Annotated in this window: 20 protein-coding genes and 2 tRNA genes; 13 read left to right on the plus strand and 9 right to left on the minus strand. The window is 67.1% G+C overall.

The window, feature by feature from the left end:
* Positions 1-7: 7 nt before the first annotated feature.
* Together prfA and hemA are read right to left on the minus strand one after the other, a co-directional pair.
* Entirely contained in the window at positions 8-1090 is a 1083-nt protein-coding gene (gene prfA / locus N7640_RS03920) for a peptide chain release factor 1 (protein ID WP_279903718.1), read from the minus strand.
* On the minus strand, positions 1087-2355 hold the full coding sequence (gene hemA / locus N7640_RS03925; RefSeq protein WP_220813014.1) for a glutamyl-tRNA reductase: 1269 nt from the start codon (positions 2353-2355) through the stop codon (positions 1087-1089). Before hemA ends, prfA begins: the two co-directional genes overlap by 4 nt.
* Positions 2356-2588: 233 nt before the next feature.
* On the opposite strand from hemA, the gene N7640_RS03930 reads away from it, so the two are divergent.
* The 10 genes from N7640_RS03930 to N7640_RS03975 all read left to right on the plus strand — a co-directional run bounded on the left by N7640_RS03930 (position 2589) and on the right by N7640_RS03975 (position 11846).
* Entirely contained in the window at positions 2589-4316 is a 1728-nt protein-coding gene (locus N7640_RS03930) for a tetratricopeptide repeat protein (RefSeq protein WP_279903719.1), read from the plus strand.
* A gap of 3 nt (positions 4317-4319) precedes the next feature.
* On the plus strand, positions 4320-4934 hold the full coding sequence (gene lolB / locus N7640_RS03935) for a lipoprotein insertase outer membrane protein LolB (protein WP_279903721.1): 615 nt from the start codon (positions 4320-4322) through the stop codon (positions 4932-4934).
* 99 nt (positions 4935-5033) lie between these two features.
* Positions 5034-5909, plus strand: coding sequence for a 4-(cytidine 5'-diphospho)-2-C-methyl-D-erythritol kinase (gene ispE / locus N7640_RS03940; protein WP_279903722.1), 876 nt, complete (start codon positions 5034-5036; stop codon positions 5907-5909).
* 26 nt (positions 5910-5935) lie between these two features.
* A tRNA-Gln gene (locus tag N7640_RS03945) sits at positions 5936-6010 on the plus strand.
* A 29-nt stretch (positions 6011-6039) separates the two neighbouring features.
* A tRNA-Gln gene (locus tag N7640_RS03950) sits at positions 6040-6114 on the plus strand.
* A 78-nt stretch (positions 6115-6192) separates the two neighbouring features.
* A complete protein-coding gene (locus N7640_RS03955) occupies positions 6193-7134 on the plus strand; it encodes a ribose-phosphate pyrophosphokinase (protein ID WP_220813018.1) in 942 nt (313 codons plus the stop codon).
* Positions 7135-7240: 106 nt separating this feature from the next.
* Positions 7241-7849: a 50S ribosomal protein L25/general stress protein Ctc gene (locus tag N7640_RS03960; RefSeq protein WP_279903724.1), complete on the plus strand. Its 609-nt coding sequence runs from the start codon at positions 7241-7243 to the stop codon at positions 7847-7849.
* Positions 7850-7884: 35 nt separating this feature from the next.
* Positions 7885-8469, plus strand: a complete 585-nt coding sequence (gene pth, locus N7640_RS03965) for an aminoacyl-tRNA hydrolase (RefSeq protein WP_220813020.1) — start codon at positions 7885-7887, stop codon at positions 8467-8469.
* 37 nt (positions 8470-8506) lie between these two features.
* Positions 8507-9607 carry a redox-regulated ATPase YchF gene (gene ychF / locus N7640_RS03970; protein ID WP_279903725.1) on the plus strand — a complete coding sequence of 367 codons (1101 nt, stop codon included), beginning with the start codon at positions 8507-8509 and terminating at the stop codon, positions 9605-9607.
* 19 nt (positions 9608-9626) lie between these two features.
* The gene (locus N7640_RS03975) at positions 9627-11846 is read left to right on the plus strand and encodes an OsmC domain/YcaO domain-containing protein (RefSeq protein ID WP_279903727.1); all 2220 of its coding nucleotides are present in this window, start codon (positions 9627-9629) and stop codon (positions 11844-11846) included.
* An 81-nt stretch (positions 11847-11927) separates the two neighbouring features.
* Here N7640_RS03975 and N7640_RS03980 read toward each other — a convergent pair whose 3' ends face one another.
* Positions 11928-13001: an AI-2E family transporter gene (locus tag N7640_RS03980; protein ID WP_279903728.1), complete on the minus strand. Its 1074-nt coding sequence runs from the start codon at positions 12999-13001 to the stop codon at positions 11928-11930.
* Between the two features lie 95 nt (positions 13002-13096).
* Positions 13097-14122, minus strand: coding sequence for a DUF2066 domain-containing protein (locus N7640_RS03985; protein ID WP_279903729.1), 1026 nt, complete (start codon positions 14120-14122; stop codon positions 13097-13099).
* Positions 14123-14317: 195 nt separating this feature from the next.
* Between N7640_RS03985 and purM the strand changes: the two genes are divergently transcribed.
* From purM to N7640_RS04000, 3 genes are read left to right on the plus strand one after another with little or no spacing between them, the layout of a single operon-like run.
* Positions 14318-15376 (plus strand): phosphoribosylformylglycinamidine cyclo-ligase, encoded by a 1059-nt coding sequence (purM, locus tag N7640_RS03990; protein WP_279903730.1) that lies wholly within the window; start codon positions 14318-14320, stop codon positions 15374-15376.
* The gene (purN, locus tag N7640_RS03995) at positions 15373-16023 is read left to right on the plus strand and encodes a phosphoribosylglycinamide formyltransferase (protein WP_279903839.1); all 651 of its coding nucleotides are present in this window, start codon (positions 15373-15375) and stop codon (positions 16021-16023) included. Before purM ends, purN begins: the two co-directional genes overlap by 4 nt.
* A gap of 8 nt (positions 16024-16031) precedes the next feature.
* On the plus strand, positions 16032-16748 hold the full coding sequence (locus N7640_RS04000; RefSeq protein WP_220813026.1) for a DUF3108 domain-containing protein: 717 nt from the start codon (positions 16032-16034) through the stop codon (positions 16746-16748).
* A gap of 133 nt (positions 16749-16881) precedes the next feature.
* Here N7640_RS04000 and N7640_RS04005 read toward each other — a convergent pair whose 3' ends face one another.
* The 5 genes from N7640_RS04005 to cysM all read right to left on the minus strand — a co-directional run bounded on the left by N7640_RS04005 (position 16882) and on the right by cysM (position 22985).
* The gene (locus tag N7640_RS04005; protein WP_220813027.1) at positions 16882-17421 is read right to left on the minus strand and encodes a DUF2058 domain-containing protein; all 540 of its coding nucleotides are present in this window, start codon (positions 17419-17421) and stop codon (positions 16882-16884) included.
* A 19-nt stretch (positions 17422-17440) separates the two neighbouring features.
* Positions 17441-18280: a nucleoside triphosphate pyrophosphohydrolase gene (gene mazG, locus N7640_RS04010; protein ID WP_279903733.1), complete on the minus strand. Its 840-nt coding sequence runs from the start codon at positions 18278-18280 to the stop codon at positions 17441-17443.
* Positions 18281-18415: 135 nt separating this feature from the next.
* Positions 18416-20662: a GTP diphosphokinase gene (gene relA, locus N7640_RS04015; RefSeq protein ID WP_220813029.1), complete on the minus strand. Its 2247-nt coding sequence runs from the start codon at positions 20660-20662 to the stop codon at positions 18416-18418.
* 80 nt (positions 20663-20742) lie between these two features.
* A complete protein-coding gene (gene rlmD / locus N7640_RS04020) occupies positions 20743-22095 on the minus strand; it encodes a 23S rRNA (uracil(1939)-C(5))-methyltransferase RlmD (protein ID WP_279903734.1) in 1353 nt (450 codons plus the stop codon).
* A gap of 2 nt (positions 22096-22097) precedes the next feature.
* Complete coding sequence (cysM, locus tag N7640_RS04025) at positions 22098-22985, minus strand: cysteine synthase CysM (RefSeq protein WP_279903840.1); 888 nt, start codon at positions 22983-22985, stop codon at positions 22098-22100.
* Between the last annotated feature and the right edge of the window lie 304 nt (positions 22986-23289).

The raw sequence follows: 23289 nt of genomic DNA on the forward strand, positions 1-23289 counted from the left end.
GTGCAAATCAATCGCCCAGGGCGGCCAGCTGGTCGGCCTGGTATTCCTGCAGCAGCGGTTCGATCACCTGCTCCACCGCCCCGCCGATCACTTCGTTCAGCGAATACAGGGTCAGGTTGATGCGGTGATCGGTGACCCGCCCCTGGGGGAAGTTGTAGGTGCGGATGCGCTCGGAGCGGTCACCCGAGCCCACCAGCAGCTTGCGCGTGTCGGAGATTTCCTTGTGCGCGGCGGCGTCCTGCTGGTCCTGCAGCTTGGCCGCCAGCCAGGCCATGGCCTTGGCGCGGTTCTTGTGCTGCGAGCGCTCTTCCTGGCACTCGACCACCATTCCGGTGGGAATGTGGGTGATGCGGATCGCCGAGTCGGTCTTGTTCACGTGCTGGCCGCCGGCGCCGGAAGCGCGGTAGGTGTCCACGCGCAGGTCGGCCGGGTTGATCTCGATGGCCTGCTGCTCGTCCGGCTCGGGCAGCACGGCAACGGTGCAGGCCGAGGTATGGATGCGCCCCTGGGACTCGGTCTCGGGCACGCGCTGCACGCGGTGGGCGCCGGACTCGAACTTGAGCTTGGCGTAGACGTTGTCGCCCTCGACGCGGCTGATGACTTCCTTGTAGCCGCCGTGCTCGCCGATGTTCTCGGAGAGAATCTCGACCCGCCAGCCCTGGCGCTCGGCGTAGCGCGAGTACATGCGGAACAGGTCGCCGGAGAAGATCGCCGCCTCGTCGCCGCCGGTGCCGGCGCGGATTTCCAGGAACACATTGCGGCCGTCGTTGGGGTCCTTGGGCAGCAGCATGCGCTGCAGGCGGTCCTCCAGTTCGACCAGCGCCTCCCTGGCCTGGGCCACTTCCTCCTCGGCCATCTCGCGCAGGTCCGGGTCGCTGTCCTTGAGCAGCGCCTGGGCGCCCTCGAGGTCGTCCTGGGTCTTGCGGAATTCGCGGTAGGCGCCGATCACCGGCTCGACCTCGGCGTACTCCTTGGAGTAGGCACGGAAGCGGGTCTGGTCGCCGATCACTTCGCCGTCGCCGAGCAGCGCGGTGAGTTCCTCGAAGCGATCGTGGAGGATGTCGAGTTTCTTCAGCAGGGAGGCTTTCATGTCTTGCTCGGGCCCTCGTCGAGGGCAAACAGTTCCTGGGCCACGGCCAGCGCTTCGAAGCGGCCGTCGGCAGAGATTTTCTTCAGCTGCACGCTGGGCGCGTGCAGCAGCTTGTTGGTCAGGCCACGGGCCAGCTGGGCCAGCACGTCCTCGGCGCTGCTGCCGTTGGCGAGCATGCGCTGGGCCTTGGCCAGTTCCTCGTCGCGCAGGCGCTCGGCCTGCTGGCGGTAGGCGCGCAGCACGTCCACCGCGGCCAGTTCGCGCAGGCGCTGCATGAAGTCGTCGGCACCGACGCTGACCAGCTCCTCGGCGGCCTGGGCGGCGCCCTGGCGGCTCTTGAGGTTCTCCTCGATGACCTCGTGCAGGTCGTCCACCGTATAGAGGTAGACGTCGTCCAGCTCGCCCACTTCCGGCTCGATGTCGCGCGGCACGGCGATGTCGACCATGAACATGGGCTTGTGCTTGCGCTGTTTCAGCGCGCGCTCCACCGCGCCCTTGCCGAGGATCGGCAACTGGCTGGCGGTGGAGCTGATGACGATGTCGCTGTACGCCAGCTCCTGGGGAATGTCGGCCAGCAGCACGGCATGGGCGCCGAACTGCTCGGCCAGCTGGCTGGCGCGCTCCAGGGTGCGGTTGGCGACGACGATGCGCTTCACGCCCTGGTCGTGCAGGTGGCGGGCGACCAGGCTGATGGTCTCGCCGGCGCCGATCAGCAGGGCCTGACTGCGCTGCAGGTCGGCGAAGATCTGCCGGGCCAGGCTGACCGCGGCGAACGCGACGGACACCGGGTTCTCGCCGATGGCGGTATCGGTGCGCACCGTCTTGGCGGTGCTGAAGGTGGCCTGGAACAGGCGGCCCAGCAGCGGCCCGACGGTGCCGGCCTCGCGCGCCACGGCGTAGGCCGATTTCATCTGGCCGAGGATCTGCGGCTCGCCGAGCACCATGGAGTCGAGCCCCGAGGCCACCCGCATCATGTGGCGCACGGCCTCGTTGTCCTGGTGGATGTAGGCGCAGGCGCGCAGCTCGTCGAGGCTGAGGCGGTGATAGTCCGCGAGCCAGCGCAGCACCTCGTCGGCGGACAGCTGGTCCTGCTCCAGATACAGCTCGCTGCGGTTGCAGGTGGAGAGGATCGCCGCCTCGCGGCTGGGCGTGACGCGACACAACTGCTGCAGGGCCTCGACCAGTTGCTCGGGAGTGAAGGCCACGCGCTCGCGGACGTCCACCGAGGCGGTCTTGTGGTTGATGCCGAGGGCGAGGAAGGCCATGCAGGGTCGCTAGGGGAATTCGGGATAGCGGGCGATTGTCCTACGTCACCCAAGGGAGAACAACTATTGCGACAAATTGACCCGATAGCGGCCATGCCCCCGCTCGAAACGACCGGACCGGCCACTCCACCAGGCCCGGCCAGACGCCCCGGCGAAACCCACGCGGCGCGGTGGGCTTGCCGCCGCCGCTTGTGTCATGATGCAGCCACGCCACGAATCGCACCTTTCCTTATATGAACAAATCCCTCGCGTTGCTGACCGCCTCCCTCCTGCTCGCCGGCTGCCAGAGCCTGGCCCCCTCGCCCGACGGCACCCCGCCGGTGGAGGACGCGGCAGCCAGCAAGGCTCCGGCGGCGCCCAAGCAATACGCCTCGTTCAGCGAGGAAACCCTGTATTCGCTGCTCGCCGCCGAACTGGCCGGCCAGCGCGATCGCTTCGACATCGCCCTCGGCAACTACGTGCAGCAGGCCAACGCCACCCAGGACCCCGGCGTGGCCGAGCGCTCCTTCCGCATCGCCGAGTACCTGGGCGCCGAGCAGGCCGCCCTGGACAGCGCGCTGATCTGGTCGAACAGCGCGCCCGACAGCGTCGACGCCCAGCGCGCCGCCGCCATCCAGCTGGCCCGCGCCGGCCGCTACGACGAATCCATGGCCTACATGGAGAAGGTGCTGCAGGGCCAGGGCGACACCCACTTCGACTTCCTCGCCCTGTCCGCCGCCGAGACCGACCCAGACACCCGCGCCGGCCTGCTGCAGAGCTTCGACCGCCTGCTGCAGAAGTACCCGGAGAACGGCCAGCTGCTGTTCGGCAAGGCACTGCTGCTGCATCAGGACGGCCGCGCAGAGGAAGCCCTCGAACTGCTCGAAGACCACGCTGCCAGCGAAGAGGAAATCCCCCCGCTGCTGCTGCGCACCCGCCTGCTGCAGAGCCTGGATCGCGGCAAGGAAGCGCTGCCGCTGCTGAAGAGCGGCATCAAGCGCCACCCCGACGACAAGCGTGTACGCCTGGCCTATGCCCGCCAACTGGTCGAACTGGGCCGCCTGGACGACGCCCGGAGCGAGTTCGCCGGCCTGGTCCAGCAGTTCCCCGACGACGACGACCTGCGCTACTCGCTGGCGCTGGTCTCCCTGGAGGCCGAGGCCTGGGACGAGGCCGCCGTCTACCTGGAAGAACTGGTGGCGCGCGATGCCCACGTCGATGCCGCCCATTTCAACCTGGGCCGCCTCTACGAGCAGCGCGGCGATCAGGAGAGCGCGCTGGTCGAATACGGCCTGGTCGGCCCCGGCGACGACTACCTGCCGGCCCAGCTGCGCCAGACCGAGATCCTGTTCGACAGCGATCGCGCCGCCGAAGCCGGCAGCCGCCTGGCCCGCAGCCGCGAGAGCCAGCCCGACTACGCCATCCAGCTGTACCTGATCGAGTCCGAGGCCCTGGCCAACCGCCAGCGCCTGGACGAGGCGTGGAAGGTGATCGGCCAGGCCCTGGCGCAGTTCCCGGGCGACACCAACCTGCTCTACACCCGCGCCATGCTGGCCGAGAAACGCGGCGACCTGGACGGCCTGGAGCGCGACCTGCGCGGCATCATCGAGCGTGAGCCGGACAACGCCACCGCGCTGAACGCCCTCGGCTACACCCTGGCCGACCGAACCACCCGCTACGAGGAGGCCAGGGAGCTGATCGAGCGTGCCCACGTGCTCAACCCCGGCGACGCCGCCACCCTCGATAGCCTGGGCTGGGTCAACTACCGCCTGGGCAACCTGGACGTGGCCGAGCGCTACCTGCGCGCCGCCCTGCTCAAGTTCCCCGACCACGAGGTCGCCGCCCACCTCGGCGAAGTGCTCTGGGTCCGCGGCAAGCAGCGCGAGGCCCGCGACGTGTGGGCCAAGGCCCTCGAAGCCCAGCCCGACAGTCCCATCCTGCGCTCCACCATCCAGCGCCTGACCGGTTCGGAGAAGCTCTGACCCATGTTTCGCCACGTTCTCATCTTCAGCCTGATCGCCCTCCTCGCCGGCTGCGCCGGCCTCACCAGCCGCGAGGCCGTGGAGGGCCGGGGCGACCGGCAGCAGTGGCAGGCGCACAAGGCCAGGGTGACCGCCCTGGACGGCTGGCAGATCAACGGCAAGGTCGGCATCCGCGCGCCGAAGGACTCGGGCAGCGGCACCCTGTTCTGGCTGCAGCGCCAGGACTACTTCGACATCCGCCTGTCCGGCCCGCTGGGCCGGGGCGCCGCGCGCCTGACCGGGCGCGAGGGCAACGTCATGCTGGAGGTGGCCAACCAGGGCCGCTACGAAGCCGAGTCGCCCGAGGCCCTGCTGGAAGAACAGCTCGGCTGGCGCCTGCCGGTGTCGCACCTGCTGTGGTGGGTGCGCGGCCTGCCCGCGCCGGGCAGCAAGAGCCGCGTCACCCTCGACGAGAACAGCCACCTGGCGCGCCTGGAGCAGGACGGCTGGAAGCTGGAATACCTGAGCTACGCCGAGCAGAAAGGCTATCGTCTGCCCGAGCGCATCAAGCTGCATGGCACCGACCTCGACATCACCCTGGTGATCAAGGACTGGCAGCCGCGCCAGCTCGGCCAGTAGCAGCGGCCTCGACCCGCGAACCCACCCTGTAGCCCGGATGCGGTCCGGGCAACGACACCACCGGAAGCGCCCCGGCCCGTATTCGGGCCACGACTGCCCATGACGACCCAAGCCATTCCCGACCACGCCGAACTGATCCTGCCCGCCCCGGCCAAGCTCAACCTGATGCTGCACATCCTCGGCCGCCGCGCCGACGGCTACCACCAGCTGCAGACCCTGTTCCAGTTCCTCGACCACGGCGACGAGCTGGGCTTCTCCCGCCGCGAGGATGGCGAGATCGTCCTGCATACCGAGATCGCCGGCGTGCCCCACGACAGCAACCTGATCGTGCGCGCCGCACGCCGCCTGCAAGAGGAATCCGGCACCGCCCTCGGCGCCGATATCTGGCTGGACAAGCGCCTGCCCATGGGCGGCGGCATCGGCGGCGGCAGCTCGGACGCGGCCACCACCCTGCTCGGCCTGGACCGCCTGTGGCAGCTGGGCTGGGACGAGGATCGCCTGGCCGCCCTGGGCCTGGCCCTGGGCGCCGACGTGCCGGTGTTCGTGCGCGGCCGCGCGGCCTTCGCCGAGGGTGTGGGCGAACGGCTGCAGCCGGTGGAACTGGAAGAGCCCTGGTTCCTGGTCGCCGTCCCGCAGGTCAGCATCAGCACCGCGGAAGTTTTTGCCGACCCCGAGTTGACACGTGATACCCCCGCCATTACAGTTCGCAGCCTTCCCGAGGGGGGCGGTCGTAACGACTGCCAGCCGGTTGTCGAGAAGCGCTACCCCGAAGTGCGTAACGCTCTGATAACGCTCAACAAATTTGTTGCAGCAAAGATGACCGGAACCGGAGCTTGCGTGTTTGGGAGCTTCCCAAACCAGGCCGATGCTGATAAAGTCTCGCGCCAACTTCCGGCCACCCTGCCGAGCTTCATCGCTCGCGGCTGCAATCGGTCTCCGTTGCACCGCAAGCTAGAAACGGCAACTCGGAAGTGAATGCGGGAACGTCGGTTATCCGATACAGGGGCGTCGCCAAGCGGTAAGGCAGCAGGTTTTGATCCTGCCATGCGTTGGTTCGAATCCAGCCGCCCCTGCCATTAACCTCCCAGCATTCGACAGACTCCACAGGGGCGTCGCCAAGCGGTAAGGCAGCAGGTTTTGATCCTGCCATGCGTTGGTTCGAATCCAGCCGCCCCTGCCATACACTCGAAAGCTGTTCAGAGAGCCAGGCTTTTTGAACAGCTTTTTTCATCGGAACCACACCAGGCAGGTACTGCGCGTGTCCAAGATGATGGTCTTCACGGGGAACTCCAACCCCGACCTGGCTCGTCGCATCGTGCGTCAGCTGCATATCCCCCTGGGCGATGCTTCCGTAGGCAAGTTCTCCGACGGCGAAATCAGCGCCGAGATCAACGAGAACGTGCGCGGCAAGGATGTCTTCATCATCCAGCCGACCTGCGCGCCGACCAACGACAACCTGATGGAACTGGTGGTGATGGCCGACGCCTTCCGCCGTTCCTCGGCGACCCGCATCACCGCCGTCATCCCCTACTTCGGCTACGCCCGCCAGGATCGCCGCCCGCGTTCCGCCCGCGTGGCGATCAGCGCCAAGGTGGTGGCCGACATGCTGACCGTGGTCGGCATCGACCGCGTGCTCACCGTCGACCTGCACGCCGACCAGATCCAGGGCTTCTTCGACGTTCCGGTGGACAACATCTACGGTTCCCCGGTGCTGACCGACGACATCCAGGACCAGCGCTTCGAGAACCTGATGATCGTCTCCCCGGACATCGGCGGCGTGGTCCGCGCCCGCGCCGTGGCCAAGAGCCTGGGCGTCGACCTGGCGATCATCGACAAGCGCCGCGAGAAGGCCAACGTCTCCGAAGTCATGCACATCATCGGCGATGTCGAAGGCCGCACCTGCGTGCTGGTCGACGACATGGTCGATACCGCCGGCACCCTGTGCCACGCCGCCAAGGCCCTGAAGGACCACGGCGCCTCGAAGGTCTACGCCTACGCCACCCACCCGGTGCTGTCCGGCCGCGCCATCGAGAACCTCGAGAATTCCGTGCTGGACGCACTAGTGGTGACCAACACCATCCCGCTGTCCGCCGCGGCCCAGGCCTGCTCGCGCATCCGCCAGCTGGACATGGCCCCCGTCATCGCCGAAGCGGTCCGCCGCATCAGCAACGAAGAATCGATCAGCGCCATGTTCCGCTAAGGAACGGCGCCGACGTAAAGCGCCCCGCCCCGAGCGGGGCTTTTTGCCCTACCGCCCAACGCTGGTCGCAAGCGTGAAGGCGGTTTGGTTATTTTGGAGAAGTGAAATGACTGTTGAATTTGCCCTGAATGCCGAAGTGCGTTCCGACCTGGGGAAAGGTGCGAGCCGCCGCCTGCGTCGTAACGAAAACCTGGTTCCCGCCGTGATCTACGGTGGCGAGAAGCCGGCCCAGTCCATCAGCCTGCTGGCCAAAGACCTGGCCAAGCTGCTGGAAAACGAAGCCGCCTTCAGCCACGTGCTGGCCCTGAACGTCGCCGGCGCCGCCGAAAACGTCGTGATCAAGGCCCTACAACGCCACCCGTCCAAGGGCTACGTGATGCACGCCGACTTCGTCCGCGTCGTCGCCGGCCAGAAACTGAGCGCCCACGTTCCCCTGCACTTCGTCAACGAAGCCAGCTCCGTCGGCGTGAAGCAGCAAGGCGGCGAAGTGTCCCACACCATCAGCGAAGTCGAAGTTTCCTGCCAGCCGCAAGACCTGCCGGAATTCATCGAAATCGACCTGGCCAAGGTGGAAGTCGGCCAGATCGTTCACCTGTCCGATCTGAAACTGCCGAAAGGCGTCGAGCTGGTGGCCCTGGCCCACGGCAACGACCTGGCAGTCGCCAACATCCACGCTTCCCGCGTAGCGAAAGACGAAGAAGGCGCAGCCGAGTAATCCACTCAGCTCGCCTTTTAAGGAAGGGCCTCTCCGTGACTGCTGTGCAACTGATCGTCGGCCTGGGTAACCCGGGCCCCGAGTACGACCAGACCCGGCATAACGCAGGGGCCCTTTTCGTTGAGCGCCTGGCCGACAGCCAACGCGTCGGCCTCGCCCTCGACAAGAAGTATTTCGGCCTGGTGGGCAAGTTCAGCCATCAGGGCCGCGACGTCCGTCTGCTCATCCCCACCACCTACATGAACCGCAGCGGCCAGGCCGTGGCGGCGCTGGCGAATTTCTTCCGCATTCCGGTGGACGCCATGCTGGTGGCGCACGACGAACTCGACATGCCTCCCGGCGTCGCCAAACTCAAGACCGGCGGCGGCCACGGCGGCCACAACGGCCTGCGCGACATCATCGCCCAGTGCGGCAACCAGAACGGCTTCCATCGCCTGCGCCTCGGCATCGGCCACCCCGGCCACGCCAGCCTGGTCTCCGGCTTCGTCCTCGGCCGCGCCCCGCGCAGCGAGCAGGAGCTGCTGGACAAGAGCGTCGACAACGCCCTCGGCGTGCTGCCCGAGATGCTCGCCGGCGACTGGACCAAGGCCATGCAGAAACTGCACAGCCAGAAAGCCTGACCCTTTCCAACGAATTCATCTCCGCGAGGGATACACCATGGGATTCAACTGCGGCATCGTCGGCCTGCCCAACGTCGGCAAGTCCACCCTGTTCAACGCCCTCACCAAATCCGGCATCGCCGCGGAGAACTTCCCCTTCTGCACCATCGAGCCGAACAGCGGCATCGTGCCGATGCCGGACAACCGTCTCGACGCCCTGGCCGCCATCGTCAAGCCCGAGCGCGTGCTGCCCACCACCATGGAATTCGTCGACATCGCCGGCCTGGTGGCGGGCGCCTCCAAGGGTGAAGGTCTGGGCAACAAGTTCCTCGCCAACATCCGCGAGACCGACGCCATCGCGCATGTGGTGCGCTGCTTCGAGGATGAGAACGTCATCCACGTCGCCAACAGCGTCGACCCCAAGCGCGACATCGAGATCATCGACCTCGAACTGATCTTCGCCGACCTCGACAGCTGCGAGAAGCAGCTGCAGAAGGTCGCCCGCAACGCCAAGGGCGGCGACAAGGACGCCCTGGCGCAGAAGGCCATCCTCGAGAAGCTCATCCCCCACTTCAGCGCGGGCAAGCCGGCGCGCAGCCTGATGAAGGACATGAGCGCCGAGGAGAAGCAGGTCATCCGTGGCTTCCACCTGCTCACCAGCAAGCCGGTGATGTACATCGCCAACGTCGCCGAGGACGGCTTCGAGAACAACCCGCACCTCGACGTGGTTCGCGCCATCGCCGAGGAAGAAGGCGCCATCGTGGTGCCGGTGTGCAACAAGATCGAGGCGGAGATCGCCGAACTCGACGACGGCGAGGAGAAGGACATGTTCCTCGAGTCCCTCGGCCTCGAAGAACCGGGCCTTAACCGCGTGATCCGCGCCGGCTACCAGTTGCTCAACCTGCAGACCTACTTCACCGCTGGGGTGAAGGAAGTCCGCGCCTGGACCGTGCGCGTCGGTGCCACCGCCCCGCAGGCCGCCGGCGTGATCCACACCGACTTCGAAAAAGGCTTCATCCGCGCCGAAGTGGTCGCCTACGACGACTTCATCCAGTACAAGGGCGAAGGCGGCGCCAAGGAAGCCGGCAAATGGCGCCTGGAAGGCAAGGAATACATCGTCAAGGATGGGGATGTAATGCACTTCAGGTTCAACGTCTGAGTGGAAGCCTGAAACCTGCATGGAAATCAAGGTCAACTTTCTCGACAACCTTCGTCTCGAAGCCAAGTTCGATGACTTCACCGTGGTGGCCGACCAGCCCATCCGCTACAAGGGCGATGGCTCGGCACCCGGTCCGTTCGATTACTTCCTGGCCTCATCGGCGTTGTGTGCCGCCTACTTCGTGAAGTTGTACTGCGAGACCCGCAGCATTCCCACCGACAATATCCGGCTTTCGCAGAACAACATTGTCGACCCGGAAAACCGCTACAACCAGATATTCAAGATCCAGGTCGAGCTGCCGGCGGATATCTCCGCCAAAGACCGCCAGGGCATCCTGCGCTCCATCGACCGTTGCACGGTGAAGAAGGTGGTGCAGACCGGTCCCGAGTTCGTGATCGAGGAAGTCGAGAACCTGGGTGCCGATGCCCAGGCATTGCTGATGCCGGGTCCGGCTTCGGCGGCGGGCACCCACATTCTCGGCAAGGACCTGCCACTTGAGCAGACCATCGCCAATATGTCGGGGATCCTGGCGGGCCTGGGCATGAAGATCGAGATCGCTTCGTGGCGCAATATCGTGCCCAACGTCTGGTCGCTGCATATCCGCGATGCGCATTCGCCGATGTGCTTCACCAACGGCAAGGGCGCGACCAAGGAAGGCGCCCTGGCGTCGGCGCTGGGCGAGTTCATCGAGCGGCTGAACTGCAACTTCTTCTACAACGATCAGTTCTGGGGCGAGGACATCGCCAACGCGGACTTCGTGCACTACCCGGACGAACGCTGGTTCAAGCCGGGTCCGAAGGATGCGCTGCCGGCTGAAATCCTCGACGAGCACTGCCTGCAGATCTACAACCCCGACGGCGAGCTGCGCGGCTCGCACCTGTACGACACCAACTCCGGCAACACCGCGCGCGGCATCTGCTCGCTGCCGTTCGTGCGCCAGTCGGATGGCGAGGTGGTGTACTTCCCGTCCAACCTGATCGAGAACCTGTACCTCAGCAACGGCATGAGCGCCGGCAACACCCTGGCCGAAGCGCAGGTGCAGTGCCTGTCGGAAATCTTCGAGCGCGCGGTCAAGCGCGAAATCCTCGAAGGCGAGCTGGCCCTGCCGGACGTGCCGCAGGAAGTCCTGGCGAAATACCCCGCCATCCTGGCCGGCATCCAGGGGCTGGAAGAACAGGGCTTTCCGGTGCTGGTGAAGGATGCCTCGCTGGGCGGGGAATTCCCGGTGATGTGCGTCACCCTGATGAACCCGCGTACCGGCGGCGTGTTCGCCTCGTTCGGCGCGCATCCGAGCCTCGAGGTGGCACTGGAGCGCAGCCTCACCGAGCTGCTCCAGGGGCGCAGCTTCGAAGGCCTGAACGACCTGCCGCAACCGACCTTCGAAAGCCACGCGCTGACCGAGCCGAACAACTTCGTCGAGCACTTCATCGACTCCAGCGGCGTGGTGTCCTGGCGTTTCTTCAGTGCCAGGGCCGATTTCGAGTTCGTCGAGTGGGACTTCTCCGGCCAGGGCTCCAGCGAAAGAGAAAGCTCCAACGCCGAGGAAGCCGCGACCCTGTTCGGCATTCTCGAAGCCATGGGCAAGGAAGCGTACATGGCGGTGTACGAGCATCTGGGCGCGACCGCCTGCCGCATCCTGGTGCCGGGTTACTCGGAAATCTATCCGGTGGACGATCTGATCTGGGACAACACCAACAAGGCGCTGCAGTTCCGCGAGGACATCCTCAACCTGCATCGCCTGGACGACCGCAAACTCAGGGCACTGCTCAAGCGCCTGGATAACTGCGAGGTGGATGACTACACCGACATCACCACCCTGATCGGCATCGAATTCGACGACAACACGGTCTGGGGCCAGCTGACGATCCTGGAGCTGAAGCTGCTGATCCAGCTCGCCCTGAAGAAGTTCGAAGACGCCAAGGAGCTGGTGGAGACCTTCCTGCAGTACAACGACAACACGGTCGAGCGTGGCCTGTTCTATCAGGCCCTGAACGTGGTGCTGGAAGTGGTGCTGGACGACGAGCTGGAGCTGGACGACTACGAGGCCAATTTCCGCCGGATGTTCGGCAACCCGCGGATGGATGCGGCGCTGGGGTCGGTGGACGGCAGCGTGCGCTTCTTCGGCCTGACGCCTACCAGCATGCAGCTGGAAGGTCTCGACCGGCACCTGCGCCTGATCGACAGCTACAAGAAGCTGCACAGGGCGCGGGCCAACGTGGCGGCCGCCTCCAGTCGATAGCGCCTCCGGAAGCACCCAGGTGCTTCCGCTAGTCGAACCCTGCCATTACCAGCGCCCCACGCGCGCCCCTCCGTTCGCCGCTCAGTCGGCAGATGGCGGCGAGTCGTAGATGACGGACTGCTTGTAGAAGTCGTGGGCATGGCGCAGCAGCACCATCACCACTGCGGCCACCGGCAGCGCCAGCAGGACCCCGGTGAAGCCGAACAGCTGGCCGCCGGCGAGGATGGCGAAGATCACCGCCACGGGATGCAGGCCGATGCGGTCGCCGACCAGCATCGGCGTCAGCACCGTGCCTTCCAGCAACTGGCCGATGCCGAACACCACCACGATACCGATCAGCGGGTACAGGTCGAAGCCCGCGTACTGGAACAGCGCCGCCACCACGGCGGCGCCGAAGCCGACGATGAAGCCCATGTAGGGGACGATACTGGCCAGCCCCGCGAGCAGGCCGATCAGCAGCCCCAGCTCCAGGCCGATGATCATCAGGCCGACCGAATAGATGGTGGCCAGCGCCAGCATCACCAGCAACTGGCCACGCATGAACGCCCCCAGCACCTCGTGACACTCGCCGACCAGGCTCACGACCAGCCCCTCGCGGGAACGGGGCAGCAGGTTGCGCAGCTTTTCCATCATCAGGTCCCAGTCGCGCAGCAGGTAGAAGGCCACCACCGGAATCAGGAACAGGTTACCCAGCCAGCCGAGCAGCGCCAGGCTGGACGCAGTGGCATGGGCAAGCAGGCCGCCAACGATGTCGGTGGTCTTGCCCAGGTGCCCGGACAACGCCTGCTTGATCTGGTCGAAGCGCCAGAAGCCCTCGGCCAGGCCGAGCTGCGACTGGACCCAGGGCAGCGCCTGGTGCTGGGCCCAGTCGAGGCCCTGGGGCGCCAGTTCGTAGAGGTGCACCAGCTGGCGACCGAGCATGGGGATCAGCACCAGCAGCATGATCAGCAGCAGCAGACTGAACAGGCCGAAGACGATGACCACGCCCAGCGTGCGCGACAGGCCCCGGCGCTCCAGGCGGTCCACCAGCGGGTCGCCCATGTAGGCCAGCAGCATCGCCACCAGGAAGGGGGAAAGGATGGGGGTGAGCAGGTAGATCAGCCAGCCGCACAGGAACAGTCCTGCCAGCCACATCCAGCGCCGCGAATCGGTCATCTCAGGCACTCCGCCTCGTTGATGGAATCTGCGAGCCCGGTCGCCGGGCATCGAACATTTGCCGCATGTCTGTCCTTGAACGGCCGGCTCGCCGGCTACCAGCCGAACCGCATCAGGTTGGTCGGGGCCGGCGTGGGCGCGGCCTGGGGATCGGCGCCGGCATCCACCGGCTCAGCCTCGGCCGGCAGTTCGCGCAGGCCGGCCAGTCCCAGCTGGGCACGCAGCTGATCGGCGCTGGCGTTGACCTGCCACTCCATCCGGTCGCCCCTGATCCGCAGCAGGCGCGCGGCGAACGGCTCGAGCATGCGCTCGATCTCGGCATAGCGGCGCAGGTCGGCGCCCTGGATTTCCACGGTGATGGCGCTGGCCGCGCCGGGCTTGACCAGGAAGCGCGGCGCCAGGCGCTCGCTCACGGCCAGCAGCACGGCGTCGGCCACGGCTTTCTGATCAGCGGCCTGGACGCTGCCCTGCTCGCGGCTGTCACCCAGCCACAGGCGCCACTGCGCCTGCCACTGGCCATCTTCCTCACGGGCCTGGACGGCCAGCAGCGCATCGGCGCCGTAGCGCTCCGAGGCCGGTTGCAGGGCCTCCGGCTGGTTGGCGCCGAGGTTTTCCGGGGTGGCGACCAGTTGCTCCTGCAGATCGGCCAGGGGCAGGCGCAGGGGCAGGCCACGGTGCTGGGCCGCCTGGCGCAGCGGCGTGGACGCCTCCTGGCCGTCGCCGACCAGGTTCGCGCCCTCTACGCCGCTGTTCAGCCACCAGGCCAGGATCGACGGGCGGTTGGCGCCCCACAGCGGCAGGCCGGCCTGGCGCAGCTTGTTCTCGGTGGTCAGCGGGTCGAAGTCCACCACCAGGCTGTCGCCCTCGTAGACATATTGGCTGACCAGTTGCTGCGGGTCCTTGCGCACGCCTTCCAGGCCGGCGCTCTGCACCGCGCCGGCGTCGCCGGTCAGGCGCAGCACCAGGGTCTCCAGCGCGCGGTTGAGCGCGGCGCTGCGCTCCTCCGGCTGCTGGCTGGCGACCGGCTCGCGTACCTGGTAGAGGCCGCTGACCGGTTCGGCCAGGGCCGGCAGGCCGGGCAGCGAAAGGCAGAGGGCGAAGAGGCGGGCGGACAGGCGCATCGATAGGTTCCCGGTTCGGAAGGACGTGCCGGCGCGGCACGCGAAGGGCTATACCTTAAACAGCCGCCTGTCCCCCGGCAACCGTCGCGCCCGGTGGCCGCTGGCGGGCAAGCCTGATAAAATCGCGCGCCTTCGCGGACCGGTCCGGCAGGCCGGTCGCCCACTGCATTTCCCCCTTTTCAAAGGCCTGATCCCATGAGCAAGCAACCCTCCATCAGCTACAAGGATGCGGGTGTCGACATCGACGCCGGCGAAGCCCTGGTCGAGCGCATCAAGGGCGTGGCCAAGCGCACCGCGCGTCCGGAGGTCATGGGCGGTCTGGGCGGCTTCGGCGCCCTGTGCGAAATCCCCGCCGGCTACCGGCAGCCGGTGCTGGTGTCCGGCACCGACGGCGTCGGCACCAAGCTGCGCCTGGCGCTGAACCTGAACAAGCACGACAGCATCGGCCAGGATCTGGTCGCCATGTGCGTCAACGACCTGGTCGTCTGCGGCGCCGAGCCGCTGTTCTTCCTCGACTACTACGCCACCGGCAAGCTCAACGTCGACGTGGCCGCCACCGTGGTCACCGGCATCGGCGCCGGCTGCGAGCTGGCCGGCTGCTCCCTGGTCGGCGGCGAGACCGCCGAGATGCCGGGCATGTACGAGGGCGAGGATTACGACCTGGCCGGCTTCTGCGTCGGCGTGGTGGAGAAGAGCGAGATCATCGACGGCTCCAAGGTGGCCACCGGCGACGCGCTGATCGCCCTGCCCTCCTCCGGCCCGCACTCCAACGGCTACTCGCTGATCCGCAAGATCCTCGAAGTCTCCGGCACCGACATCGAAGCCACCGAGCTGGACGGCAAGAAACTGGCCGACCTGCTGATGGCGCCGACCCGCATCTACGTCAAGCCGCTGCTGAAGCTGATCAAGGACACCGGCGCGGTCAAGGCCATGGCCCACATCACCGGCGGCGGCCTGCTCGACAACATCCCGCGCGTGCTGCCGGAAGGCGCCCAGGCGGTGATCGACGTGGCCAGCTGGACCCGCCCGGCGGTGTTCGACTTCCTGCAGGAAAAGGGCAACGTCGACGAGCACGAGATGCACCGCGTGCTGAACTGCGGCGTGGGCATGGTCCTCTGCGTGGCCCAGGACCAGGTCGAGGCCACCCTCGCCAGCCTGCGTGCCTCCGGCGAGCAGCCGTGGGTGATCGGCCAGATCGCCCTGGCCGCCGACGGCGCCGAGCAGGTCGTGCTGAACAACCTGAAAGCCCACTGATGGCCGACTGCAATGTCGTGGTGCTGATCTCGGGGTCCGGCAGCAACCTGCAGGCCCTGATCGACAGCATCGCCAGCGAGGGCGCCCCCGCGCGCATCGCCGCGGTGATCTCCAACCGCGCCGATGCCTACGGCCTGGTCCGCGCGCAGAACGCCGGCATTCCCACCCGGGTGCTGGACCACAAGCAGTTCGACGGTCGCGAGGCCTTCGACGCCGCACTGGTCGAGGCCATCGACGGCTTCGATCCGCAGCTGGTGGTGCTGGCCGGTTTCATGCGCATCCTCACCGGCGGTTTCGTGCGCCACTACGAAGGCCGCCTGTTGAACATCCACCCCTCGCTGCTGCCGAAGTACAAGGGCCTGCACACCCACCAGCGTGCGCTGGAGGCCGGCGACGCCGAGCACGGCTGCAGCGTGCACTTCGTCACCGAGGAACTCGATGGTGGCCCTCTGGTCGTACAGGCGGTGGTGCCGGTAGAGTCCGGCGACACGCCGGAAAGCCTGGCCCAGCGCGTACATGCCGAGGAGCACCGCATCTATCCGCTGGCGATGCGCTGGTTCGCCGAAGGGCGCCTGCGACTGGGCGCCACCGGGGCGCGACTGGACGGCGAGGAACTGCCGGCCACCGGATACCTGATCCGCACATAGGAGATTACATGTCCCGCATTCTGCTGACGCTGCTCGCTCTCCTGGCCCTGCCGGCGCAGGCCCTGGAGCTCAAGCCCTTCTCCGCCAGCTACACCGCCGACTGGAAGCAGGTGCCCATCAGCGGCACCGCCGGCCGCAGCCTCAAGGCGCTGGACAAGGACCGCTGGGAGCTGAACTTCGAGGCGTCGATGCTGGTGGCCAGCCTCACCGAGAGCAGCACCCTGCGCATGGAGAACGACGAGTTCCTGCCGCTGACCTACCGCTTCGACCGCAGCGGCCTGGGCAAGGCCAAGCAGATCGAGCTGGACTTCGACTGGACCCAGAAGCAGGTGCTGGGCAACGACCGCGGCGACCCCGTGCGTTTCCCGCTCAATCGCGGCATCCAGGACAAGTCGACCTACCAGTTGGTGCTGCAGCACGACGTCGCCGCCGGCAAGCAGAGCATGAGCTATCAGGTGATCGACGGCGACGAGATCGAGACCTACGACTTCCGTGTGCTGGGCCCCGAGCGCGTGCGGACCAAGGCCGGCCTGATCGACGCGATCAAGGTCGAGCGCGTGCGCGACCCGACCCAGAGCAGCCGCAAGACCGTGCTCTGGTTCGCCAAGGACTGGGACTACCTGCTGGTGCGCCTGCACCAGGTCGAGAAGGACGGCAAGGAATACCAGATCATGCTCAAGGACGGCACCGTCGGCGACCGCACCGTCAAGGGCATCGCCGAGTAACACCGAACGCTGTGCGCAGACACCGCGACTCCCCCTGGGATCGCGGTGTTTTTGTTTGTCGGTCTCGCGACCGTCACACCGGGCGGTGCGCACGGCGCACCCTACGGGTAGCCCGGATGCGATCCGGGCAGGACTACCACATCAGGTCGTCCGGCACCTGGTAGGCGGCGTATGGATCGTCGGCATCCGGTGCCTCGGTCTGGATGTTGAGCAGTAGCACACGGGCCGGGTCGCGCTCCTGGATCTTCAACGCGGCCTCGCGCGGGATGATCTCGTAGCCGCCGCCATGGCGGACGATGGCGAGGGAACCGCGGCTGAGCTTGTCGCGCATCAGGTTGTTGACCGCGATGCGCTTGACCTTCTTTTCATCGACGAAGTTGTAGTAGTCCTCGCCGTTCAGCTTGGGCAGGCGGCTGGTCTCGATCAGTTGCTTGATCTGCGCGGTGATGGCCTTGCGTTCGGCCTTCTCCTGCTGCTGGCGATTCAGCTCCTGGTCCTTGGCGGCCTTCTCGGCCTTGGCCTGCAGGGCGGCCTGCCGCTGCGAGTCGTCCACCTCGACCTGGTTCTTCTTCTCCAGGCGCTGCTGCTTCTGTTTCTGCTTGGTGGCCTGCTTGGCCTGCTTTTCGTTGACCAGACCGGCTTTCAGCAGTTGGTCACGGAGGGAAAGGCTCATGGGTACTCGCTCTCGATCATCAGCAGCCGGGCGGCTGCTTTTCCAGCTTCTTGGCTTCGCCCCAGAGGGCATCCATTTCTTCCAGGCTGCAATTCTCGATGGGCCGGCCGGTATCGCGCAATGCCTGTTCGATGTAGTGGAAGCGCCGCTCGAACTTGTTGTTGGCCGCACGCAACGCGGTCTCCGGGTCGACCTTGAGGTGCCGCGCCAGGTTGACCGCGACGAACAGCAGATCGCCGACCTCCTCGGCGATGGCCTCGGCGTCGTTCTCGCTCATGGCCTCCAGCACTTCGTCCAGTTCCTCGCGCAGCTTGTCCACCACCGGCAGCGCCTCGGGCCAGTCGAAACCGACCTGGGCCGCGCGCTTCTGCAGCTTGGCCGCGCGGCTCAGGGCCGGCAGCGCCTGCGGCACGTCATCGAGCAGCGAAAGCTGCTCCGGTGCCGCGGCCTTCTCGGCGCGCTCCTCAGCCTTGATCTCTTCCCAGCGCTGCTTGATCGCCGCCTCTTCCAGGCGGGCCATGTCCGGCGCGCCGTACAGGTCGCCATCGGGGAACACGTGGGGATGGCGGCGCACCAGCTTGCGGGTGATGCCATCGACCACGGCAGCGAATTCGAAGCGCCCCTCCTCCTTCGCCAGCTGGCTGTAATAGACGACCTGGAACAGCAGGTCGCCCAGCTCGCCGGGCAGGTGATCGAAGTCGCCGCGCTCGATGGCGTCAGCCACCTCGTAGGCCTCTTCCAGGGTGTGCGGGACGATGGTCGCGTAGCTCTGCTTGAGGTCCCACGGGCAGCCGTGCCGCGGGTCGCGCAGGCGGGCCATCAGGTGCAGCAGGTCGTCGAGGGAGTAGCGGTCTTGCATGAGTCAGTCTCTAGGATTGGGCCACACACGCCCCTCTCCCGCCGGGAGAGGGGCCGGGGGTGAGGGATTTCCAGGCAGCTCCGAGTCGCCCGCGCCACCCTCACCCCCGCCCTCTCCCAAAGGGAGAGGGGGTAGTCAAGAACCGCTGCGGCTGCGCCGCACCTCGATGATGTTCGGCAACTGGCTGATCCGCGCGAGCAGGCGGGCCAGCGAGTCCAGCCCGGGAATCTCGATGGTCAGCAGCATGGAGGCGGTGTTGTCCTCCTTGTTCGAGCGGGTGTTCACGGCCAGCACGTTGATGCGGTCGTTGAGCAGCACCTGGGACACATCGCGCAGCAGGCCGGAGCGGTCATAGGCACGGATGACCACGTCCACCGGATAGGTCTGCACCGGCACCGGCCCCCAGTTGACCTGGATGATCCGCTCCGGCTCGCGGCCGGCCAGTTGCAGCACCGAGGCGCAGTCCTGGCGGTGGATGCTGACGCCGCGCCCCAGGGTGATGTAGCCGACGATCGGATCGCCCGGCAGCGGCTGGCAGCAGCCGGCCATCTGCGTGAGCAGGTTGCCGACGCCTTCGATCTGGATGTCGCCACGCCGCCCAGGACGAGGCGTGGACGAACGCCGCGGAATCAGCTCCAGCTGCTCGCTGGCGCGCTCCGGCTCCACCTGCTGCTGGGCCAGGTTGACCGCGTGGGCCAGGCGCAGGTCGCCGGCGCCGAGGGCCGCATACATGTCCTCGGCGGTCTTCAGGTTGCATTTCTCCGCCAGCTTGGCGAAGTCCACGGCCTGCAGCGCCAGGCGCGACAGGTCGCGCTCGAGCATGGCCTTGCCGGCGGCGACGTTCTGTTCGCGGTCCTGCAGCTTGAACCAGTGGACGATCTTCGCCCGCGCCCGCGAGGTGGTGATGTAGCCCAGGTTGGGGTTGAGCCAGTCGCGGCTCGGCGCGCCCTGCTTGGAGGTGATGATCTCCACCTGCTCGCCGGTCTGCAGGCTGTAGGTCAGCGGCACGATGCGCCCGTTGACCTTGGCGCCGCGGCAGTTGTGGCCGATCTGGGTGTGCACGCGGTAGGCGAAGTCCAGCGGCGTGGCGCCCTTGGGCAGGTCGATGGCGTGGCCGTCGGGGGTGAACACGTAGACCCGGTCCGGCTCGATGTCGACGCGCAGCTGTTCGGCCAGGCCGCCGATGTCGCCCAGCTCCTCGTGCCACTCGAGCACCTGGCGCAGCCAGGCCATCTTCTCCTCGTAGTGGTCGGAGCCACCCTTGACGTCGGTGCCCTTGTACTTCCAGTGGGCGCAGACGCCCAGCTCGGCTTCCTCATGCATGGTCTGGGTGCGGATCTGCACCTCCAGCACCTTGCCGTCCGGGCCGATCACCGCAGTGTGCAGGGAGCGGTAGCCGTTCTCCTTGGGGTTGGCGATGTAGTCGTCGAATTCCTTGGGGATGTGCCGCCACAGGCTGTGCACGATGCCCAGCGCGGTGTAGCAGTCGCGCACCTCGGGCACCAGCACGCGCACCGCGCGCACGTCGTAGATCTGGCTGAACTGCAGGCCCTTGCGCTGCATCTTCCGCCAGATGGAATAGATGTGCTTGGCCCGGCCGCTGATGTCGGCCTTGATGCCGGTGGCGGTCAGCTCGTCGCGCAGCTGCTGCATCACGTCGGCGATGTACTGCTCGCGATCCAGACGGCGCTCGTGGAGCAGCTTGGCGATCTGCTTGTACTGGTCGGGCTCCAGGTAGCGGAAGGAGATGTCCTCCAGCTCCCACTTGATGTGGCCGATGCCCAGGCGGTGGGCCAGCGGCGCGTAGATGTCGAACACCTCGCGGGCGACGCGGTGACGCTTCTCGTCGTCGGCGTGCTTGACCGCGCGGATCGCGCAGGTGCGCTCGGCCAGCTTGATCAGTGCCACACGCACGTCGTCGACCATGGCCACCAGCATCTTGCGCAGGTTCTCCACCTGGGCCTGGGAGCCGACCACCACCGATTCGCGCGGGTTGATACTGGCGCTGATGGCGGCCATGCGCAGCACGCCCTCGATCAGCTTGGCCACCACCAGGCCGAACTTCTCCTGCACCACCTTGAGGCTGGTCTTGCCTTCGCGCACGGCGCGGTAGATCACCGCGGCGACCAGACTGTCCTGATCCAGCTTGAGGTCGGCGAGGATCTCGGCGATCTCCAGGCCGGTCTGGAAGCTCGAAGTGCCTTCGGCCCAGAGGTTCTGCGCGGCGTTGGCCTGCTGCTCGACCTCGCGGGCGAACTCGCAGGCCGCCTTCAGGGCCTCGCGGTCCAGCGCCGGGTCGACGCTCAGCGTATGGTCCAGCCAGGCCTCGAGGTTGATGCTGCCGTCGAGGTTGATCGGCTGGTGTGCTCTCACCTGTACCATCTTCTGCCTTCCCTACGGCGGACCTCGGCCCGCCGGATTATCTCTGACCTTCTACGGGTCAGTCGGATTGCGCCAGCATCCTAGCCAGCCTCGAATAACGCCATCGCCTCCACATGTGCCGTCTGCGGGAACATGTCGAGAATCCCGGCCCGTTTCAGCCGGAAGCCCTGCCTGACCAGTTCGGCGGTGTCACGCGCCAGGGTCGCAGGGTTGCACGAAACATATACCAGACGCCGCGCGCCCAGTTCGCCGATCTGCCTGACGACCTCGAAGGCCCCGTCGCGCGGTGGGTCCAGCAGTATGGCGTCGAAGCCCCGGGAGGCCCAGGGGGCACCGGCCAGCGGGTTCGACAGGTCAGCCCGGAAAAAGTGCAGATTGCCCAGGCCGTTCGCCGCGGCGTTGTCCCGCGCCCGCTCGACCATGGCCTCCACGCCCTCCACCGCGACCACCTCGCGCACCCGCTGGGCCAGCGGCAGAGCGAAGTTGCCCAGGCCGCAGAACAGGTCCAGCACCCGCTCGCCAGTCTGCGGCGCCAGCCAGTCCAGCGCCTGTTCGACCATCGCCTGATTGACCACGCCGTTGACCTGGACGAAATCCCCCGGGCGGTACTGCAGCTCCAGGTTCCAGGGTTCAAGGCGATAGCCCAACGCCTGGCCAGACCGCTGGTCGGCCTCGGGCTCGCCCTCGCCGTGCAACCACAACTGGGCGTCGTGCGTGGCGCAGAAGTCGCGCAGGCGGCCCAGGTCGGCCTCGCCCAGCGGCGCCGTGTGGCGCAGCAGCAGGGCCGAGCGGGTGCCGTGGAACAGCTCGACGTGGCCGAGGGCCTGGGGCTTGTCCAGGCCGCGCAGCAGCGCGGGCAGCGCCCGCATGATCGGCTGCAAGGGCTGTACCAGCACCGGGCAGTCGTCGATGGCGACGATGTCCTGGCTGGCCGCCGCGCGGAAGCCGACGTCCAGGCGCCGGGCCTTGGCGTCCCAGCGCACGGCGATGCGGGCACGGCGCCGGTAGGCGAATTCGGGGCCGGTCAGCGGCGCCACCCACTCGTCCGGCATCACGCCGGCGAGGCGCTGCAGCTGCTCGGCCAGGCTGCTCTGCTTGAGGGCGAGCTGTTCGGCATGGGGCAGGTGCTGCAGGGTGCAGCCGCCGCAGCGGCCGGCGTGGTCGCAGGGCGGCTCGCGGCGCAGCTCCACGGCCCGCAGTACGCGCTCGGTGCGCGCCTCCACCACCTGACTGCGGGCACCCAGCACGCGTGCCTCGACTTCCTCGCCCGGCAGCGCGCCCGCGACGAACCAGCTGCGCCCCTCGACGAAGGCGATGCCGCGCCCGTCATTGGCCAGCCGCTCGATGGTCAGCTTCTGCTTCTTGCCCACCGGCACCTGCGCCTTCCGCTCGCCACCGGCGGGCTGGAAGCGCAGCGATCTGTGCTTGGCCATGGCTACTGGTTGAACAGCCCGGAGGACAGGTAGCGGTCGCCCCGGTCACAGATGATCGCCACCATCACCGCGTTCTGCGTTTCCCGGGCCAGGCGCAGCATGGCCGCCACCGCGCCGCCGGAGGACACGCCGCAGAAGATGCCTTCCTCGCGCGCCATGCGCCGCATCATCTCCTCGGCCTCGGCCTGGGTGATGTCCAGCACCCGGTCGACCCGGCTGGCGTCGTAGATGCTCGGCAGGTACTCCTCGGGCCAGCGGCGGATGCCGGGGATGGCCGAGCCATCCTGGGGCTGCAGGCCGATGATCTCGATGGCCGGGTTCTGCTCCTTGAGGTAGCGGGAGGTGCCCATGATGGTGCCGGTGGTGCCCATCGAGCTGATGAAGTGGGTGATGCCGCCGCCGGTCTGCTGCCAGATTTCCGGGCCGGTGCCGCGGTAGTGCGCCTCCGGGTTGTCGCCGTTGGCGAACTGGTCGAGCACCTTGCCCTTGCCCTCGGCCTGCATGGCCAGGGCCAGGTCGCGCGCCACTTCCATGTTGTCCACCAGGATCAGCTCGGCGCCGTAGGCGGTCATGGCCGCCTTGCGCTCGTCGGTGGAGTTGTCCGGCATGATCAGGATCATCTGGTAGCCCTTGATCGCCGCCGCCATCGCCAGGGCGATGCCGGTGTTGCCGCTGGTGGCCTCGATCAGGATGTCGCCGGGCCTGATGTCGCCGCGCAGCTCGGCGCGGGTAATCATCGACAGCGCCGGGCGATCCTTCACCGAGCCGGCCGGGTTGTTGCCCTCCAGCTTCACCAACAGGGTGTTGGAGGTGTCGCCGGGCAGGCGTTGCAGGCGGACCAGGGGCGTGTTGCCGATGCAGTCGGCGATGGTGGGGTACTGCACGGTCATGGCGATGTTCGCGAATCCGGACACGGAAAGGGGCGCCTATGATAGCGGCAAACCCGCCGCCACCATATTGCGGAACGCTAGCGCCCTAGAGCCGATGGCTATAAGACCGGCGCGCCTGCCCGGTGAGCCGTCCACAGGGCGGATGCAACCCGCCGGATCGTGCAGGCGGGTTGCCTCGCTTGTGGGAGCGGCCTTGGCTGCGAACTTCAGGCGTTTGGCGCCTGCGTGGCTCCAGGCAAGAACTCGCGGCCAAGGCCGCTCCCACGGGGTCGTGTGTCTTCACGACCCCGTGGCTCTCAGTCCT

Origin of the sequence: Pseudomonas sp. GD04015 (assembly GCF_029837675.1) — a bacterium.
Taxonomy (GTDB): domain Bacteria; phylum Pseudomonadota; class Gammaproteobacteria; order Pseudomonadales; family Pseudomonadaceae; genus Aquipseudomonas; species Aquipseudomonas paralcaligenes.

Bases quoted from the DNA above. Each gene is read 5' to 3' on its own strand.
- prfA (WP_279903718.1), bottom strand. From the start codon at position 1,090: ATGAAAGCCTCCCTGCTGAAGAAACTCGACATCCTCCACGATCGCTTC.
- hemA (WP_220813014.1), bottom strand. From the start codon at position 2,355: ATGGCCTTCCTCGCCCTCGGCATCAACCACAAGACCGCCTCGGTGGAC.
- N7640_RS03930 (WP_279903719.1), top strand. From the start codon at position 2,589: ATGAACAAATCCCTCGCGTTGCTGACCGCCTCCCTCCTGCTCGCCGGC.
- lolB (WP_279903721.1), top strand. From the start codon at position 4,320: ATGTTTCGCCACGTTCTCATCTTCAGCCTGATCGCCCTCCTCGCCGGC.
- ispE (WP_279903722.1), top strand. From the start codon at position 5,034: ATGACGACCCAAGCCATTCCCGACCACGCCGAACTGATCCTGCCCGCC.
- N7640_RS03960 (WP_279903724.1), top strand. From the start codon at position 7,241: ATGACTGTTGAATTTGCCCTGAATGCCGAAGTGCGTTCCGACCTGGGG.
- ychF (WP_279903725.1), top strand. From the start codon at position 8,507: ATGGGATTCAACTGCGGCATCGTCGGCCTGCCCAACGTCGGCAAGTCC.
- N7640_RS03975 (WP_279903727.1), top strand. From the start codon at position 9,627: ATGGAAATCAAGGTCAACTTTCTCGACAACCTTCGTCTCGAAGCCAAG.
- N7640_RS03980 (WP_279903728.1), bottom strand. From the start codon at position 13,001: ATGACCGATTCGCGGCGCTGGATGTGGCTGGCAGGACTGTTCCTGTGC.
- N7640_RS03985 (WP_279903729.1), bottom strand. From the start codon at position 14,122: ATGCGCCTGTCCGCCCGCCTCTTCGCCCTCTGCCTTTCGCTGCCCGGC.
- purM (WP_279903730.1), top strand. From the start codon at position 14,318: ATGAGCAAGCAACCCTCCATCAGCTACAAGGATGCGGGTGTCGACATC.
- N7640_RS04000 (WP_220813026.1), top strand. From the start codon at position 16,032: ATGTCCCGCATTCTGCTGACGCTGCTCGCTCTCCTGGCCCTGCCGGCG.
- N7640_RS04005 (WP_220813027.1), bottom strand. From the start codon at position 17,421: ATGAGCCTTTCCCTCCGTGACCAACTGCTGAAAGCCGGTCTGGTCAAC.
- mazG (WP_279903733.1), bottom strand. From the start codon at position 18,280: ATGCAAGACCGCTACTCCCTCGACGACCTGCTGCACCTGATGGCCCGC.
- relA (WP_220813029.1), bottom strand. From the start codon at position 20,662: ATGGTACAGGTGAGAGCACACCAGCCGATCAACCTCGACGGCAGCATC.
- rlmD (WP_279903734.1), bottom strand. From the start codon at position 22,095: ATGGCCAAGCACAGATCGCTGCGCTTCCAGCCCGCCGGTGGCGAGCGG.
- cysM (WP_279903840.1), bottom strand. From the start codon at position 22,985: ATGACCGTGCAGTACCCCACCATCGCCGACTGCATCGGCAACACGCCC.